We start from the raw sequence: 16,746 nt of genomic DNA on the forward strand, positions 1-16,746 counted from the left end.
AAAATCATCGCTTCGACAAGTTGACCATACGTTACCTTTTTATCTTTACTTTGTTTGGGATGTGCTTGATCGATGATTTTTGCAATACCAATTTCTTTACACATGCCTGAGACTAAACCCAAATGGTCGATATTTTTAATAGAATATGTCATTGCTTATCCATCACCCAAAGATAAGTAATAGATCAAATATGACGATCCACGTCAACTTTTTTATTCTAAATTATGGGACGCGACACAAATTAGTCGTTTTTATTAATTAAGCGATTATTTTCTGTCTAAAATTTAATCGCTTAAAACAGGTGCGGAAAGACAGTTACTTTATTCAAATACAAACTAAATCCAAAAACACCTGTTGTTGCGACGACAAAAAAAGGCCACCTATATCGCTATAGGCGGCCTTTTATTAAGCTTAAACAGTTAACTTATAAAGTTAAACTTAAAGCTCGATAGTCACTACTTCACCATCAATCGTCAACTCTAACGAATTACCCGCTAATTTATAGCTAACATCGGTTTTAGGACCATTGATTTTGCTTGGTACTAATAGCGTTAAAATATTATGCTCTTTCTTTGCTTTAAACTTAGCTTCAACATGACGGTGTACTTCAAGGTCAGCGTATTCAGCTGGGTCAACTTCACCAAAACCTTCTACATTCTCAATCGAAAGTAAGTCGTTTTTGCTATCGTTAATGAATGACACATCTAATAACGCGTTATCACCAATGATTTTGAATGAATCTTTCGCTGTTTCTGTTTTGAATGTGGTGTGTAATAACCAAGTCAGATCTTGCTCTGTTTTTAACGTCGCAGTATCACGCATTACGAATACTTTACCTTTAGCAAACCAGATTTTACGCTTGTAAGATTCTAATTCTGGGTTATGGAATTGGTATGAAGTTGATGCATCACCTTCCACAAATAACAGGTCAGATTCAGTATCGTAATCGCTGATTTTACCGCCTGCTTCAATGCAGTATCGATCTTGATGCTCGCCTTCAAACTTAGTGGTTGTGTTCTCTGCGTACTGACCTTTGCCATCAAATAATGGTAGGTTTTTAGAGAACGTACGACGACGCCATTTGATGTGCATATCTACACCGAAACCACCGTAGTAACCTGTGATAGCGGCTAATGTATCGCCAAAGGCATGTAATGTGTACGCATTTTGGTCGCCGTGTGAATGGCTGATTGAACCAAACGGGCTACATTTGTAAACCATGTGAATATGCTCTTCACGGTTGGTCATATTACTGTGGAATGCTGCCCAGCCTGTGGTTGGGAATACTTTAAGTAGTGGTTTATCTGAAGGTTTAACTTCAGGCATGTCATTCCATAGGTAATCAAAACGTAGGTCATCGTAACCAAAGTCCCACCAACCAAAATTGTAGAATTTAGTATGCGCTTCGGTATCACGCGCTTTTAATTGGTTGTAGTACCAGATGTATTCCGGTTTGTTATTAACTCCGGCAAAATGTTTGATGTTGTAAGCGAGTTTAAGGCCTGGGAAATCGCCAATACTTGATTGGTCACAAAAGCTTGCTCGTTTTGAGTGAACAGGCATGCAGTACAGTGGGAAATCACCGGTATTTTTATAGAATTCTTTGTTGAACATGTTGATAGAGGTGTAGCTTTTTAATAGATCAAAAGATTCCCCTAAGAAGGCCATTTGTGTGTTCCAGTAATCTGGACCTTCAGCCCAAGCTCCATCTTTACCGCCCCATGGTGGGTAATGCACTGCGTAATATTCAATACCGTATTCAATATACTCGCGCGCTTTAGGGTATTCATTGTACAGTGCAATACAAGTAGGAATAACTGCTGAACTGATACTACGCACACCGTGACTGTTTAGGGGGTTAGCTAATAGGTCAACAGTTACTTGAAGGTGATGCATGATCTCTTCTAAACGCACAATTAATGCTGCTTTTACAACTTCACGCTCTTCTTCTGAGAAGTAAGCGTGTAGCCAGTCATAACCCCAAGCCATTGCTGCGATAACACGGAATGCCGCTTCATCGTTATAACCACGAGATGTTACACCTTCAGGGTCGTAAGACGCTAGTTGTAATGTCCATGCTTTTGCTTTTGCAATCATCGCTTCGTCTTCTAACACAATACCTGCAATTGAAAGATTACGGGTTGCATTAAATGCTTCTTGACAACTAACGTACATTTGACGCCAGTAAGGACGCCATAAAGAAGCTTTGCCTACAGTTTCTTCCGGATAAGCTTTTGGCTCTGAATAGGGAGTTGTTTCAAGAAACTTGTTAGTTGAGTTATTCAGGAATGCATCAAATTTACAGTAACCGGCGTCATTTTTGAGTTTAGTTCTGAATGCTGGAAGGTCTTTGCTTTGAACTAATAGACGAGGGTGCTCAACACTTAAATTATCTAGGAAAGACAGGTCAATATCTGCTTTTTGAACTTGAACTGGCATTACATCAAGTAGATTGCCAGCAGACTTGTCATTTTCTAGTTTGATCGCTTTTATAGCGTCAAAAGACTTGTTAGACATTTAATACCTCTAATTTATGAAATTAATAAATCTATGTAATAGCCTCATTCAATGTCACTTATTTACTGTGTTGAGCAAGGTATGTTAAATAATGCCAATACTTTTAAGTCGCTTCATTATCTCGCTGGTTAATAGCGTTGCGAAAAATATTGAGCTTAAATAAGATAAACCATTTATTTTCAATGATTTCACAGTTTTATCACTTATCAGTATTGGTTGTGTTGCCAGTGAGAGAGTTACTCAACACTTTATAGTCTGTATTTTATATCATTTGTATTACTTAATTACAATAAGGCTAAGGGGGGAGGTGTTAATTTTAGGGCTAGCTCACAAGCTATAAAAGTCATTTAATAAGTTGAGTGTTAGTAAAAGGGGGAGTAGGCAATAAAAAAGCGACGGTATAAGCATCGCTTGTGGTTTTTAGCGTTAAGACTGTGCTGCAATAAGTTGTTACTTTGTTGCGTAAGGTTTATAGCTTTTCTATCTTTTTCTCAATCTCTAATATTTTGCTATCCACTACTAATTGTAAATGTTTTAGATCCGACAAAATTTGTTGTTTAAGCTCTTTTTCTGAACTCTCTTGAAGGCTAAGGCTATCTAGCTCTTTAATTATTTTATGTAGTGTTGGGTTGATTTCAGATAGGTCTGTAAATTGTTCTGTATTTTGACCGCCACTGACTCGTTTGATTTGGCGTTGGAATTTAAATTTACTGCTTCGACCAATTAACATGCCACTATGTTTGCGGAAATATACTTTTAAAATATCTTTATCGCCTTCCTGACGTAATGAGTAGCGTTTGATATTTTCTGGGTTACGGATGCCGACATCTCTAAGATTTGGGTACATTTTTTCTCCTTTCAATCTAATGCTAATGTGATTTAAAATAGTATGACTTTCAGTGTGGACTATCAAAAAAAAATATCAATTCTTATTATCTCTAATTGTTTAGTTATGCCGTTCCAAGTCAATTTATGTCTGGTTATCCGCCTTCATTTGTATCTGTAGTCATTTGAAATTTATCAGTGTTAACCATCATTACTGTCAATTATGGATTTATGGTGATGACTAAAACAATTAACTTACTGGCGCTTAATTTTCTAATACTGCTCTGTATTGATTTGTATTTACGTATTAAATGAAATGGTTATTTGAGTCGCAATTGACGGTTCAGAGGTAATGTCATGGGGAATACTTTAGCGGGCATAAATATGTAAGGGGCGCTGATATTTTGATGTGATAGAAGTAAAAAAGGCCCAAAATAGCAAATGATTTTGAGCCTGTTGTTGGTATTATTTTAACTAATTAGTTAACTTATTTTTTAACTTCCCAGATACCAGGTTCTATTTTTTTATCTAGCTCTGGTAGCTTAGTACGATCAAAAGTAGGTATTTTTCCGGCATCAAGTTGTTGGTTGTAATCTTTTGCTAATTTAATCACTTCATTTGAGAGTAATAAAATGGCAATTAGGTTGACGATAGCCATTAATCCCATTGATACATCAGCTAAAGACCAAATAACACTATTACTTTGCGTTGCACCAAACAGGATCATTGCTAGAACGGTAATACGCAAAACAATCAAACCACGTGTATTTTTATGTTGTAAAAATACTAAGTTAGTTTCAGCGTAAGAATAGTTAGCAATAATAGAAGTAAAAGCAAAAAACAATAAAGCAATCGCCACAAATGAACCACCCCAATCACCGACTTGTATATCAAGTGCACGTTGTGTGATTTCCACACCACCCATACCAGTGAATGACTCTAAGCCACCTGATAATAAGATGATTGATGCCGTTGCTGTACAGATAACAATAGTGTCGATAAATACACCTAGCATTTGCACATAACCTTGTGATGCAGGATGTGGAGGGTAAGGTGACGCGGTTGCTGCGGCATTTGCAGCACTACCCATACCGGCTTCATTTGAGAATAAACCGCGTTGTACACCGGTCATGATCATTGCGCCAAAGGCACCGCCAGCCGCTTCTTGCCATCCAAAAGCAGAGTCGACTATCATACCAATAATGGCAGGTAATTCGGTGATGTTAATAATCACAACAAATAGTGCAATCAATAGGTAGACTAAGGCCATTGCAGGAACAATTCTTTCTGCTACTTTTGCAATACCACGAATACCAGTGAAAATGACGGCACCAGAGACAATCGCTAATATGATACCGACGGTTAATTTATCAAAATCGAATGACTCATGTAATGCTGCAGTAATTGAGTTGGCTTGTACGGCATTAAACACTAAACCAAATGCAATGATGAGGAAAATGGCAAATAAACTACCCATCCAGCGTGCATTTAACCCACGTTCCATATAATAAGCGGGACCACCTCGAAAGTTACCATCTTCATCATGTACTTTATAAGCTTGAGCTAGCGTACTTTCAGCGAAGCTGGTTGCCATACCTAATAAAGCAATTACCCACATCCAAAAAATAGCACCCGGGCCACCCACAGTGATTGCGATTGCAACACCTGCTAAGTTACCTGTTCCAACACGTGCGGCTAAACTGGTCGATAGAGCTTGAAAAGAAGAGATACCTTCTTTGTCTGATTTGCGACTGCCTTTCATCACTGTAAAAGTGTGAAAGAAATGGCGAAATTGGATGAAACCTAATCGTATAGTGAAGTAAACCCCTGTACCGATCAGTAAATAAACGAGGATTTGTCCCCATAATAATCCATTGATGGCGTTAAGTAGCGTTAACATAAAGATACCTTTTTAATAGATTGCGCCGATCCCTTTAAAATAATTAAAACGCAATAGGGTGATGAATAATCGCAGGATATTATCAAATATTAGTTTTTTTTTCTTATTTTTATGTGGCAAGCTTAATTTTACAAAAAAAGGCTGATTATTTCTTCAGTTTTAGGCGGTTCAGCCGATAAGGCGTTACATTATTTAGCTCTATGGAAGGTGTTTATGCAAATTAATTCGCGTCAAACTTATGTTGAAGTTGAGCAGGGTGGTAAAACCCTTAAAAATGAAGCAGCAGCGACTAAAAACGAACCTGCTACTACTGAAAGCTTGCAACAAATTAATAAAAAACAGTTAAACGCTGCGATATTGCAAGGTGCGGTAGATCAGTCTAATAAATCCAGTAGTAGTATTAAAGATCAACCCCTAGCCTTGGTATTAAAAACCGCACTACAAGGTATTAATGATGCGTTAAAAGAGATTGAACCGACTCAATCGTTGCAACAAAGTTATGAGTCTGAAATTGATTTTAGCCCAGAAGCAACGGCTGAACGTATTGTGACATTTAGTACTAATTTTTTCAGTGCCTACCAAGATCAGCATCCAGAGTTAGACCCACAACAAGCCCGTGATACTTTTGCTGATTTGATGTTAGAAGGTGTTAAGCAAGGTGTTGGTGAAGCAAAAGATATATTAAAAGCTTTATCGGTACTAGAAGGGGATGTTGAACAGGATATCGATAAGACAATGTCATTTATTTTGGAAGGGTTTGAAAAATTTAGAAACCCTGAGCCTACTGTCGAAAGCGAAGTTACCGAAGGCAACGCTGTTTAAGTGGCATTGTAATCACTAATCACACCACAATTCAAAATAATGCATTGTAGAAAGTACAATTATAAAAAAGCCTAATGGTCGCTGGTGCAATCGACTGTCATTGTAAGTGATGTTGGCAATACTCTAGACCTGTTAATACGACCCTGTAAATAATTCTGGCGGTGTGCCTTCAACTCATTTATTTTGAATAGCTTCTTTACTTACCTCACTTAAAATTCAGTTGCCCTGAAAGGGGTGTTTTCTCGTCGTTTTTTAAAGAAATAATTTACAATACTTTTATCAATTAAATCAACGCTGTCATAAAACTGTAACGTAACACGAATTTTAACTACCCACTTTCCCCTATTGCATCGAATCTATTTATATTTATTGCATAATATGAGTTAATATAGGGCTGTTTTTATTTATTGTTGATGTAGTCAATTACGTTAACCTTTTTCAGATTGAGCGTATATATGGCCCGGCATGATTTTTTTTGTAAATTAACCTTTTTTCATCTGTTTTCTTCAGTACTTTGTTTTTATTTATTAATGACTAGTTTTGTTTTTGCAATTGATAATGAACAGTCGATTATTGATCCTGAAAAATTGCATATAGGCCTGACTTTAGAGCCTACCTCATTAGATCCAACCACAGATGCTTCCGCTGTAATTCAGCGTATTACCTATCAAAATATTTTCGAAGGCTTAACTCAAATTAATCAGAAGGGACAAGTTTTACCTAGTTTGGCAAAAAGTTGGATAGTCAGTGATGATGGTTTAACTTATACCTTCCTACTGCATGAGAATATTTATTTTCATAATGGTGTTTTGCTTACCGCTGATATTGTTCGATCTTCTTTATTACGTCTAATGGATAAGGGTAGTAAAAACCCTATTAAGCATAAATTTGCACATATCAATACTATTACCGTAAATAGTGACAATGAAGTAGAAGTTCAGTTGCAATGGCCTGACATCTATTTTTTGTTTAACTTAGGTTTGGGTTGTGCGGTGATTCAAGAGCCAAAAAGTTATTCTACTAATGGTCAAAAACCAATGGGGACTGGACCTTATATTTTTCAGGAATGGGAAAAAGGAAATTTTTTAAAGCTTAGGGTTAACCCTAATTACTGGCAAACCTTACCCTCTATCAAACAAGTGTTGATTACTTTTGTGCCCACCCGCTCAGAAGTTGTTGAGTTATTAACGCAGAGTACAATTGATGGTTATGACAATATGTCGGAAATTGATTTTTTACAGACCTTGAGTACACAATCTCGTTATAAGCAAGTGTTTGGACAGACGCAAGGTGAAATTATTATCGCCTTTAATCATGCTAATAAAATGTTAGCTTCTTTGCCGATCCGTAAAGCCATTAGTTATGCGATAGATAAAAATAAAATAAAATCTAATTTGTATTTTGGTGAAAGTGAATTGATTAGTAGCTTTTTTCCTGCTGATCACGAAGCTAGTTTACATTTGTCTGAAGGGTATTCATTCAATTTAGATAAAGCAAAATCGTTAATGGAAGGCAATACAGTAGCGATAAAACCATTACGTTTAATTATTCCACCAACCACCTACGCACGTTATATAGGGGTATACATTCCACAAATGTTAGAACAGATTAATATTCCAGTGAGTGTAGAGTCGGTGACCTGGGAGGAATGGACAAAAAGAGTGTATATTGATAAAGACTATGATTTGTCAGTCGTTGCACACACGGAAGCTAATGACTTAGAAATTTATGCTAAAGATAACTATTATTTTAATTACAGTAATGTTGAATATAAACAACTTATGAAAAAGTTAATGAAAACAACACCGCAACGACAGCGCATACCGCTGTTGAAAAAGGCGCAAAGGTTATTAATTGAAGATGCAGCCAGTGTCTTTTTAATGATGTTACCGAAAACAGGTATTTGGGATAGTCGTCTGCAGGGATATTGGGTGGACGAGCCATTACCCGCTCTCATTTTTTCACAAATTTCTTGGAGAAATAATACCATGAATGTATTGGTACAATAATAATATGGTACGTATACGAGATAGACTAAGTTTACGCGTTATTACTTTGACCATTGTCTTAGCAGCAATGAGTGGCATTGTTGGGGTTTCTGGCATTCTCTCACTGCAAGAGTTCAAAGAGGATTACCAAAAAGTAAAAGATGATCACTTTGAAACTTTACTCGATATAACAGAGTTGAAAGGCCAAGCTAATGAAATGTTAAGAACCACCAGTGGTATGTTTTTGGCTGAGAATAAAAATGATCTGCAGTGGGATGTTTTACATGTCACGGATAAAAAACAATGGACTGAAAAATTATTTAAAAACATTGCTGACGCGACTGATAATTACCAAGACTTAGATGAATTGAAACGTCGCTTGTATGAACAAACTGATCAGACCTTAGCTGCTATGTTGATTAAGTATGATATCTCCGATGATTTTTATATCCAATATACAAAAGCAGAAGCCTACAAGCATCAAAAAATGCAGCAAGGTGATCATACATTAGTGATCGCGACTGAAAATATCCTGTCTCTTTTTAGTCCAATGAACAATAAAAATTTAGCCATAGACCAAACAGTGAAGTTGGAAGATGTCAGCGCACTAATTAATCAAATTAAAGATAAAATACCAGAACAAGAATATACCCAGTTGATCGCTTTGTTTATTGCGGATGATTCGCTTTTTTCTATTTATTCAAGCTATGTTACGCAACTCGAACGTATCAAAGTACTACGCTTGGATAATAGACAGTTGAGTTATTTAATTGCCGCTGTCACTGGTAAGAGCATTTTATCAATACAGAAAAAATTCCTGATTAATCTCCATAAAATAGAAGAAGAAATAGCGGTGCGTAAAACGCGTTTGTATATTCTATTATTTATTTGCTTTTCAACGGCATTGGTTTTAGCTTTATTACAAATTGGGTTTTTAAAACGTGTTGAGTTGATCCGTAAAGTGATTAATGCGGGATATAATAATACTCAGCACGAGATTCCAATTAAAGGTAAAGATGAGTTTAGTAAAATGGCGATTGCCGTTAAAAGCTATATCGATGAGCTGTTAAAAAAAGAACATGAAATATCTGAGAATAATAAAAAATTAAAACATTTAGCGACCCATGATGGCTTAACTAATATCTATAATCGCCGTTATTTTGATGCAAATTTTTTAAAGGAGCATGTGCGCTATTTACGCTACAAAGAAGCTTATTGTCTAGCAATGTTCGACTTAGACCATTTTAAGCATATTAATGATGCCCATGGTCATGATATTGGAGATAGGGTGTTAATTGAATTTACTAAGCGGGTGTCTGAAAAAATGCGTAAAACAGATATATTTGCGCGTTTTGGCGGCGAGGAGTTTGCATTATTAATGCCGCGTACTAATGAACATAATGCGACGAGATTAATGCAACGTATCATTGAAGAGACTAATTCTACACCTTGTATTATTGGTAAATTAAAAATTGATTTTACGACCAGTATCGGGTTAGTAGAAGTACAAAAAATAGAAGATATTCAAGATGCATCAAAGCAATTGATATTTGCCGATAAAGCGCTATATCAAGCTAAGCAGACAGGGCGTAATAAACTTTGTGTGTATAGTGCTGACATTGAGGATAAAGAGTAGCAGTTGTTGATGGTATTGTTTTGTAACATAACTTTGCAGCATACTTTATAACTTACTTTATAACGTACTTTATGACATGCGAGCGTTCAGCACGCATGTCATTGCTTGCATTTTCTGCTCTATTATTTAGGTTTTAAATTTTCTTTAAAAGCATTTAATGTTTTAAATAATAATTCAATCTTAACCACAATCGCTGGCAGCTGCATTTTGTAGTGATCTTCGTTATCCGTTTGAATCGCTTGTAAGTCTGCCGCTAACTCTTCTACGTAGGGTAAAAAAGTATCTGAGTGGTTAGTAAACGGCGTATCATTAGTAAAAATATGAGCAAAACCCGCTGTTTTTTGTTTACGTAATTCAGCTAGTGCTTTATCTGCATCTACTGCGCGGTGATAAATTATTTTAATGTTTTCTTGAAGCTGTGCTTGTACGTTTTCTTTGCTCATCAGATTCTCCTGTGTGAACGTGTCGATATCAATAACCAACAGATTTTACTGTGTGTTATTAATTCGTTGCGATTAATCGTTAGTCCGCTTTATTATAACGAATGTATTAAGGTTTTACTTTGTTGTCCTGCAATTTCTCTACTTAAGCGGGGTACTAAATAACCCGGTAACTCACTTTGCATCGCTTTATGTAGTTTTTGGGCCACTGTTTCATCAATATCAAAGTGCGCAGCCCCTTGTACTTTATCTAACAAGAATAAATAATACGGCAAAATGTTGGCTGAAAACAATGCTTCACTCAATGCGACGAGTGCTTCTGTATTATCATTAATATCTTTTAATAACACACTTTGATTCAATAATTGTATGCCTGCTTGGTGACAACGTTGCATAGCTTGAATAAAGTCCTCATCAACCTCTTGTTGATGGTTAATATGCAGTACTAATACAACCTTAAATCGACTTCTTTGTAAACGATCCGCTAACGCTTGTGTAATACGTGACGGGATCACCACGGGTAAACGGGTATGTATGCGTAAACGTGTTAACTGTGGCAAGGCTTCAAGCTGATCAAATAACTCAAATAGCTGCTTATCCTTAGTCATTAATGGATCACCCCCACTGAGAATAACTTCATTCACTTCAGGATTATTTTGGATATAAGCAATAATATCAGCCAGTTCTGATTTGTTAATACTATTTTCAGCATAAGGGAAATGTCGTCTAAAGCAATATCGACAATTTACTGCACAACCTGTTTTTAAAATGAGTAAAACCCGGCTTTTATATTTATGTAATAACCCTTGCTGTTGATTATTTTGTTCCACCAATGGGTCGGTAGTAAAACCCTTCACCGTTAATTCTTCATCGTTAATTGGCAATACTTGTTTTAATAAAGGATCATTAATATTGCCTTTTTGCATCTTCTTTACAAAGGGCATGGGAACCAGCATCGGGAATTGTTTTCTCGCAAGTTGACTGATTAGGTCATTTTCCTGCTCAATCTCCAATATTTCTAACAGTTGTTGCGGATTTTTCACTGCTTCTGCTAGTTCCTTTTGCCATGTTGGCAAGTCAGCGGTATTATTCACGTTAATAATTTTGGGCATTTTTTATCAGTTTAGTAATAGAGGTTATAATGGCAACATATAGTACCAGTGATTTTAAAGGCGGGCTAAAATTCATGCTCGATAATGAACCATGTGTGATCATGGAAAATGAATATGTTAAACCTGGTAAAGGCCAAGCATTCAGTCGAGTTAAATACCGCAAACTTATTTCAGGTAAGGTAGTGGATAAAACATTTAAGTCAAATGAAACAGTAGAATCTGCTGATGTAATGGACTTTGATCTTGCTTACTTATACAACGACGGTGAGTTTTTCCACTTTATGGACAACAATACATTTGAACAGATCGCTGCGGATGTTAATGCAGTAGGTGATATGGACAAGTGGTTGGTAGAACAAAACATTTGTACTATTACGACGTGGAATGATGCACCGATTGCAGTTATGCCACCAAACTTTGTTGAATTAGAAGTCACTGAAACAGATCCTGGCTTAAAGGGTGATACGGCTGGAACAGGCGGTAAACCTGCAACATTATCAACCGGTGCCGTTGTACGTGTTCCTTTATTCATTCAAATTGGTGAAGTGATTAAAGTAGATACACGCAGTGGTGAATACGTTGGTCGTGTTAAGAAATAAGCGATTAAATGTGTTGAACATTTAGTATTATTTATACTACGTTTAAACAAAAACCAGCATCAGCTGGTTTTTTTATAGCAATAATAGGTTCATATTCAACACTTACAGACTGAGCATTTGTAATAATAAAGTAAAAACAAATACACTGACTGCAAAAGCAAATCCATAGCAAATCACCTGTTGCCAATCTCGACCACGTTTAATACCTAGGTCATGTAATGAATGGAAGATGCGGTGTAGGGTATGCCATAAAGGTAATGCCACTAATACCAATACGATTGGTGCGCCATACCAACTGCTTACAAACTGATGAAGTTTTTCATAGCTTAGATGTTCGGCATCAATCAGCCCTAGTGGTATTAATAGCCCTGTGACTAATACCATTACTGGTGTTAGGAAGGCCGTTAGCATGCCTCCTGCGCCAAATAATCCCCAAAATATCGGTTCATGGGAGCGAATATATTTTTTTTCTGGTAATTGATTCGTTGTTGTTTGTTGAGCGTTCATGAAACCTCCTCTAGAGCATGATGACCACTAGGCAAAAAATAGTGACAATAATGAATGAAATGTAATGGCCCGCAACAATGAATTTTGCATCGAGTGGTTTACCTTTGATGTAGAGATCCACGGCTTTAGGCGCTAATGAAAACCAAGTAATGGTATGGTACAAAGCAATCAATAAAACCAATAAATGGAAGATGATTGAAATAGGATGTTGTAAGGCACTTAACCATGCGTTGAATGCCTCTTCTCCTTGGCTTAAACGGAACACTCCCCATGCCAAAATAAGGCTATATAGCGTGATTAAAATACTGCTGCCTTCTCTAATCATATATTTGCTATAGAAAGCATTCTTTAACCACCAGTCATTGTTCATTTCTCGTTGATACGGTTTACGTTTACTCATTTTATTCACTCCAAAATAACTGATAGCAAACTTACTGTGATCGGCATGGATATTAATACGAGTCGATATAAATAGTTTGCTATGACCTGATCAATGTTTTGTATCGTGTCTCTAGTCCGGTTTAAACATACCAATTAAATAATCTTTACTGCTTTCCACTTTTAATAACTGGATAGCGGCTGCGGGATCAACTCCTTTTGGACAAACCACTGAGCAATAACCGACAAAGGTACAAGACCAAACTCCTTCTTCTTGATTGACTATTTTCATCCGCTCAGCACTGCCTGCATCTCGACTATCTCGGTTATAGCGAGCTAATAATGCAAGTGCTGCTGGGCCTGTGAATTTTTTATCGAGGCCATATTGTGGACAAGCTGAATAGCACAAACCACAATTGATACACATTGAAAATTGTTTGTATTTTTCCATTTGTTCGGGAGTTTGTTTGTAAGTACCTTCCGAGAGACATTTATCATCAGTTGCAGGAATAATATAAGGTTTGATCTCTTCTAACTTTTTAATGAAATCACCCATATCGACTACTAAATCACGTTCAATAGGGAAGTTAGCTAATGCTTCAAGTTTAACTTTCTGCGGGTAGTAGTCTCGTAGAAAAGCTTTACAGCCTAACTTAGGGATATTATTCACCATTAAACCACAGCTGCCACATATCGCCATTCTGCATGACCATCTAAAGCTGACGGTGCTATCAAGGTGATCTTTAATATATTGCAGCGCTTCTAAGATAGACATATCTGGGTTATATGGCACTTCAAACAGTTGTGGAAAGGGGTTGTCATCTTGCTCTGGTCGATAACGAAGGATCTCGACTTCGATGACTTTATTGGCCATTGTTGAATGAGCTGGCATTGTTTGAGCTGACATAATCATTTCTCCTTCGTTTCAGAGGCAGCGCCATACACTCGCTCTGCTGGCTGGCTCTTGGTGATGGTGACATCGGCATATTTAATTACGGGCGCATTGTCAGCTTGGAAATAAGCTAATGAATGTTTTAAATAGTTGATATCATCACGGGTTTGGTAATCATCAATTCGCTGATGTGAACCACGTGACTCTTTTCGTAAAATGGCGCTATGTGCCATCGCTTCAGCAGTATCTAATAAATAACCTAGCTCAATGGCATATAAAAATTCGGTGTTGAATACGCTCGATTTATCATTAATTTGAATCGATTTGTAACGTTGTTTTAGCTCTGCCAGGGTATCAATGGTTTGTTGCATTGATGCTTGGGTTCTATAGATCCCGACACCTTGCTCCATACAGTCCCCCATTGCTTGGCGAATATCTGCCATTTTTTCTGTACCATTACTGTTTAATAATGCTTCGGTACGGGCAATCACTTGCTCTGCTTGTTGGCGTAGTGGAGTGATATCTTGGTGTGTGGCTTGTTGTGCATATTCGGCAGCTTGTTGTCCTGCCAACTGGCCAAAAACAGCTAATTCAGTTAACGAATTTGAACCTAGGCGATTTGCTCCATGCAAGCCAACGGATGCACATTCACCAATAGCATATAAACCCGCTAAGCTGGTGGCTGTTTTGGCATCGGTAGCAATACCTCCCATGGTATAATGTACGGTTGGTCGTACCGGAATCGGTTCGTACACTGGGTCAACACCGACATAAGCTTTGGCTAGTTCTCGAATAAAAGGTAAGCGTTCGTTGATTTTCGCTTCTCCTAAATGGCGTAGATCTAAATGCACCACATCACCTCGATCACCGCTGATCACATTGCCTTTTTGTTGTTCTTGCCAGAAACATTGGCTAATTTTATCGCGCGGGCCTAACTCCATATGTTTATTTTTAGGCTGACCAATCGGTGTTTCAGGTCCAAGCCCATAATCTTGAAGATAACGGTAACCATCTTTATTGATTAATACCCCTCCTTCACCACGGCAACCTTCGGTCATTAAGATGCCTGAACCAGGTAAGCCCGTTGGATGGTATTGTATAAACTCCATATCACGTAATGCCACGCCATGGCGGTAGGCTAATGACATGCCGTCACCCGTTACGATGCCACCGTTGGTATTATAAGTATAAACACGTGCTGCACCGCCGGTTGCCATGATCACTGATTTAGCTTGAATAAGTTTTGCTTCACCTTCTGCAATATCTAAAATCACAACACCTTGTATCTTGTTATCTTCAACAATCAAATCTAGACAAAAGTGTTCATCGAAGCGCGTGATCTTAGGATGTTTAATGGAAGTTTGAAAAAGCGTATGAAGAATATGAAAGCCACTTTTATCGGCAGCGAACCAAGTGCGTTCTTTTTTCATGCCACCGAAGGCGCGCACGTTAATACTACCGTCTTCTTTGCGGCTCCAAGGGCAACCCCAATGCTCTAATTGTGTTAATTGTTTGGCTGCATTTTCAACAAAGTATTGCACCACATCTTGCTCGCATAACCAGTCACCGCCAGAGACAGTGTCATGGAAATGTTGATCTAATGAATCACTATCTTGAACGACACCGGCAGCACCACCTTCCGCGGCAACAGTGTGACTACGCATGGGATAAACTTTTGAGATCAGGGCTATCTCAAGTTGGGGGTGATTTTCTGCAATTTCGATAGCCGCTCTTAAACCTGAACCGCCCGCACCAATAATTGCAACGTCTGTTTTGATTATCTGCATAAAACTCTCCAACAAAATGAAATATTTGTTCGAAAATCAGTCTATCAGTTTGATCCTTAAAAACATTGATCAAAACATGGTTAATTAACGTGAAATTAATATAAAAACAATGTATTAAAAACACGCCTTAAAAAAAATAATAAATGAGTTTAAATTGTTTATAAAAGTGTGTTCTTGGTAATATCTTTTTCGTAAAATTTATGAGCTTGTTTTTATCAATAGCACGATCAAAATCAAGCCATGTTGATAAATGCTAATCGCTTTAATTTTTCTTATAATTGTTTCATTTTTAATATTTTTAAAGCACTATTTATGAGTCACGTAACTATCAAGCTTGCGCTCAAAAAAGGAAATAAAATGAACTGGTTACCAAGTGCCTCATTAGCACAATTACAGGCACGTGCCGAGATGTTAGAAAAAATCAGAGGTTTTTTTAGTGAACGGCAAGTATTGGAAGTTGAAACACCTTCTTTAAGCCAAGCTGGTGTTACGGATGTGCATTTACAGTGTTTTAAAACAAAATTTGTTGGTCGCAATATTAGTGATAAACCTCTCGTTGATGGTGGTGTAGCTTTGTATTTACAAACATCGCCTGAATTTCATATGAAACGCCTACTTGCTGCTGGTAGTGGTTGTATTTATCAGATATCAAAAGTGTATCGAAATGAAGAATCGGGGCGTTTTCATAACCCTGAGTTCTCTTTATTAGAATGGTATCGAGTTGGTTTTGATCACCATCAGTTGATGGATGAAATGTCTCTGTTACTCAGAGATATTTTACGTTGTGACACACCGCTACGTTGTACTTATCAACAAGTTTTTTTAACGCATTTAAATGTTGATCCTTTAGCTGCAACAATTACCGAACTTAAATTAGCAGGGGCACACCTGCAACTAGGTGAGGTATTAGATAATGAAACTGATAAAGACACCATTTTGCAATTGTTATTTTGTATTGCCATCGAATGTAAAATAGGCCAAGACGTGCCATGTTTTGTTTATGACTTTCCAGCTTCACAGGCTGCATTAGCAAGAATTAATAAAAAAGATCCACGTGTTGCTGACCGTTTTGAGGTGTACTATAAAAGTGTTGAGCTCGCGAATGGATTTTACGAGTTAAATAGCAGCCAAGAGCAGTTACATCGTTTTCAATCAGATAATCAACTACGACAAAAAATGGGATTAGCTGAAATGCCTATTGATCATAAGTTTGTTGCTTGTTTAGATCATTTGCCTGATTGTGCAGGAGTGGCGTTAGGGTTAGATAGATTGTTAATGTTATCTAGCAAACAATCTCATATTAATGATGTATTGAGTTTTAGTGTTGATAATGCCTGAGCTTA

15 protein-coding genes are annotated in these 16,746 nt (G+C 37.2%); 5 read left to right on the forward strand and 10 right to left on the reverse strand.

Features of this window, described 5'->3' with window-relative positions; translation table 11 throughout:
• The 4 genes from H592_RS21345 to H592_RS0102160 form a co-directional block, all read right to left on the reverse strand.
• A partial coding sequence (locus H592_RS21345) for a DUF4277 domain-containing protein (RefSeq protein WP_211235612.1) occupies positions 1-152 on the reverse strand: 152 nt, incomplete at its 3' end.
• 286 nt (positions 153-438) lie between these two features.
• Positions 439-2,517, reverse strand: a complete 2,079-nt coding sequence (locus H592_RS0102150; protein WP_028867295.1) for a DUF4962 domain-containing protein — start codon at positions 2,515-2,517, stop codon at positions 439-441.
• Positions 2,518-2,986: 469 nt separating this feature from the next.
• Positions 2,987-3,364 carry a DUF3461 family protein gene (locus H592_RS0102155; protein ID WP_028867296.1) on the reverse strand — a complete coding sequence of 126 codons (378 nt, stop codon included), beginning with the start codon at positions 3,362-3,364 and terminating at the stop codon, positions 2,987-2,989.
• A gap of 465 nt (positions 3,365-3,829) precedes the next feature.
• The gene (locus H592_RS0102160; RefSeq protein WP_028867297.1) at positions 3,830-5,242 is read right to left on the reverse strand and encodes an alanine/glycine:cation symporter family protein; all 1,413 of its coding nucleotides are present in this window, start codon (positions 5,240-5,242) and stop codon (positions 3,830-3,832) included.
• Positions 5,243-5,455: 213 nt separating this feature from the next.
• Between H592_RS0102160 and H592_RS21350 the strand changes: the two genes are divergently transcribed.
• The 3 genes from H592_RS21350 to H592_RS23135 all read left to right on the forward strand — a co-directional run bounded on the left by H592_RS21350 (position 5,456) and on the right by H592_RS23135 (position 9,688).
• Positions 5,456-6,064 (forward strand): DUF5610 domain-containing protein, encoded by a 609-nt coding sequence (locus H592_RS21350; RefSeq protein ID WP_051368901.1) that lies wholly within the window; start codon positions 5,456-5,458, stop codon positions 6,062-6,064.
• Between the two features lie 530 nt (positions 6,065-6,594).
• On the forward strand, positions 6,595-8,073 hold the full coding sequence (locus tag H592_RS0102170; RefSeq protein ID WP_169727632.1) for an ABC transporter substrate-binding protein: 1,479 nt from the start codon (positions 6,595-6,597) through the stop codon (positions 8,071-8,073).
• Positions 8,074-8,077: 4 nt separating this feature from the next.
• Positions 8,078-9,688: a GGDEF domain-containing protein gene (locus H592_RS23135; protein WP_169727633.1), complete on the forward strand. Its 1,611-nt coding sequence runs from the start codon at positions 8,078-8,080 to the stop codon at positions 9,686-9,688.
• A gap of 122 nt (positions 9,689-9,810) precedes the next feature.
• Here the strand turns inward: H592_RS23135 and H592_RS0102180 are convergent, their stop codons facing one another.
• A complete protein-coding gene (locus tag H592_RS0102180; RefSeq protein ID WP_028867299.1) occupies positions 9,811-10,131 on the reverse strand; it encodes a hypothetical protein in 321 nt (106 codons plus the stop codon).
• Between the two features lie 92 nt (positions 10,132-10,223).
• A complete protein-coding gene (gene epmB, locus H592_RS0102185) occupies positions 10,224-11,240 on the reverse strand; it encodes an EF-P beta-lysylation protein EpmB (RefSeq protein WP_051368905.1) in 1,017 nt (338 codons plus the stop codon).
• Between the two features lie 29 nt (positions 11,241-11,269).
• On the opposite strand from epmB, the gene efp reads away from it, so the two are divergent.
• Positions 11,270-11,839 (forward strand): elongation factor P, encoded by a 570-nt coding sequence (gene efp / locus H592_RS0102190; RefSeq protein ID WP_028867301.1) that lies wholly within the window; start codon positions 11,270-11,272, stop codon positions 11,837-11,839.
• Positions 11,840-11,941: 102 nt separating this feature from the next.
• Here efp and frdD read toward each other — a convergent pair whose 3' ends face one another.
• From frdD to frdA, 4 genes are all read right to left on the reverse strand, one after another.
• Positions 11,942-12,346 carry a fumarate reductase subunit FrdD gene (gene frdD, locus H592_RS0102195; RefSeq protein ID WP_051368907.1) on the reverse strand — a complete coding sequence of 135 codons (405 nt, stop codon included), beginning with the start codon at positions 12,344-12,346 and terminating at the stop codon, positions 11,942-11,944.
• Positions 12,347-12,356: 10 nt separating this feature from the next.
• Positions 12,357-12,746, reverse strand: coding sequence for a fumarate reductase subunit C (locus H592_RS0102200; RefSeq protein ID WP_028867303.1), 390 nt, complete (start codon positions 12,744-12,746; stop codon positions 12,357-12,359).
• A 111-nt stretch (positions 12,747-12,857) separates the two neighbouring features.
• The gene (locus H592_RS0102205) at positions 12,858-13,631 is read right to left on the reverse strand and encodes a succinate dehydrogenase/fumarate reductase iron-sulfur subunit (protein ID WP_425414379.1); all 774 of its coding nucleotides are present in this window, start codon (positions 13,629-13,631) and stop codon (positions 12,858-12,860) included.
• Between the two features lie 2 nt (positions 13,632-13,633).
• Positions 13,634-15,403, reverse strand: a complete 1,770-nt coding sequence (gene frdA, locus H592_RS0102210) for a fumarate reductase (quinol) flavoprotein subunit (RefSeq protein ID WP_028867305.1) — start codon at positions 15,401-15,403, stop codon at positions 13,634-13,636.
• Positions 15,404-15,760: 357 nt separating this feature from the next.
• On the opposite strand from frdA, the gene epmA reads away from it, so the two are divergent.
• On the forward strand, positions 15,761-16,741 hold the full coding sequence (gene epmA, locus H592_RS0102215) for an elongation factor P--(R)-beta-lysine ligase (protein ID WP_028867306.1): 981 nt from the start codon (positions 15,761-15,763) through the stop codon (positions 16,739-16,741).
• The last annotated feature ends 5 nt before the right edge of the window (positions 16,742-16,746 follow it).

This window comes from Psychromonas arctica DSM 14288 (genome assembly GCF_000482725.1).
In the GTDB taxonomy this organism is placed as follows: Bacteria; Pseudomonadota; Gammaproteobacteria; order Enterobacterales; family Psychromonadaceae; genus Psychromonas; species Psychromonas arctica.

Excerpts from the sequence above, each read along its gene's own strand:
- H592_RS0102150 (WP_028867295.1), bottom strand. The coding sequence starts at position 2,517 with ATGTCTAACAAGTCTTTTGACGCTATAAAAGCGATCAAACTAGAAAAT.
- H592_RS0102155 (WP_028867296.1), bottom strand. The coding sequence starts at position 3,364 with ATGTACCCAAATCTTAGAGATGTCGGCATCCGTAACCCAGAAAATATC.
- H592_RS0102160 (WP_028867297.1), bottom strand. The coding sequence starts at position 5,242 with ATGTTAACGCTACTTAACGCCATCAATGGATTATTATGGGGACAAATC.
- H592_RS21350 (WP_051368901.1), top strand. The coding sequence starts at position 5,456 with ATGCAAATTAATTCGCGTCAAACTTATGTTGAAGTTGAGCAGGGTGGT.
- H592_RS0102170 (WP_169727632.1), top strand. The coding sequence starts at position 6,595 with ATGACTAGTTTTGTTTTTGCAATTGATAATGAACAGTCGATTATTGAT.
- H592_RS23135 (WP_169727633.1), top strand. The coding sequence starts at position 8,078 with ATGGTACGTATACGAGATAGACTAAGTTTACGCGTTATTACTTTGACC.
- H592_RS0102180 (WP_028867299.1), bottom strand. The coding sequence starts at position 10,131 with ATGAGCAAAGAAAACGTACAAGCACAGCTTCAAGAAAACATTAAAATA.
- epmB (WP_051368905.1), bottom strand. The coding sequence starts at position 11,240 with ATGCCCAAAATTATTAACGTGAATAATACCGCTGACTTGCCAACATGG.
- efp (WP_028867301.1), top strand. The coding sequence starts at position 11,270 with ATGGCAACATATAGTACCAGTGATTTTAAAGGCGGGCTAAAATTCATG.
- frdD (WP_051368907.1), bottom strand. The coding sequence starts at position 12,346 with ATGAACGCTCAACAAACAACAACGAATCAATTACCAGAAAAAAAATAT.
- H592_RS0102200 (WP_028867303.1), bottom strand. The coding sequence starts at position 12,746 with ATGAGTAAACGTAAACCGTATCAACGAGAAATGAACAATGACTGGTGG.
- H592_RS0102205 (WP_425414379.1), bottom strand. The coding sequence starts at position 13,631 with ATGTCAGCTCAAACAATGCCAGCTCATTCAACAATGGCCAATAAAGTC.
- frdA (WP_028867305.1), bottom strand. The coding sequence starts at position 15,403 with ATGCAGATAATCAAAACAGACGTTGCAATTATTGGTGCGGGCGGTTCA.
- epmA (WP_028867306.1), top strand. The coding sequence starts at position 15,761 with ATGAACTGGTTACCAAGTGCCTCATTAGCACAATTACAGGCACGTGCC.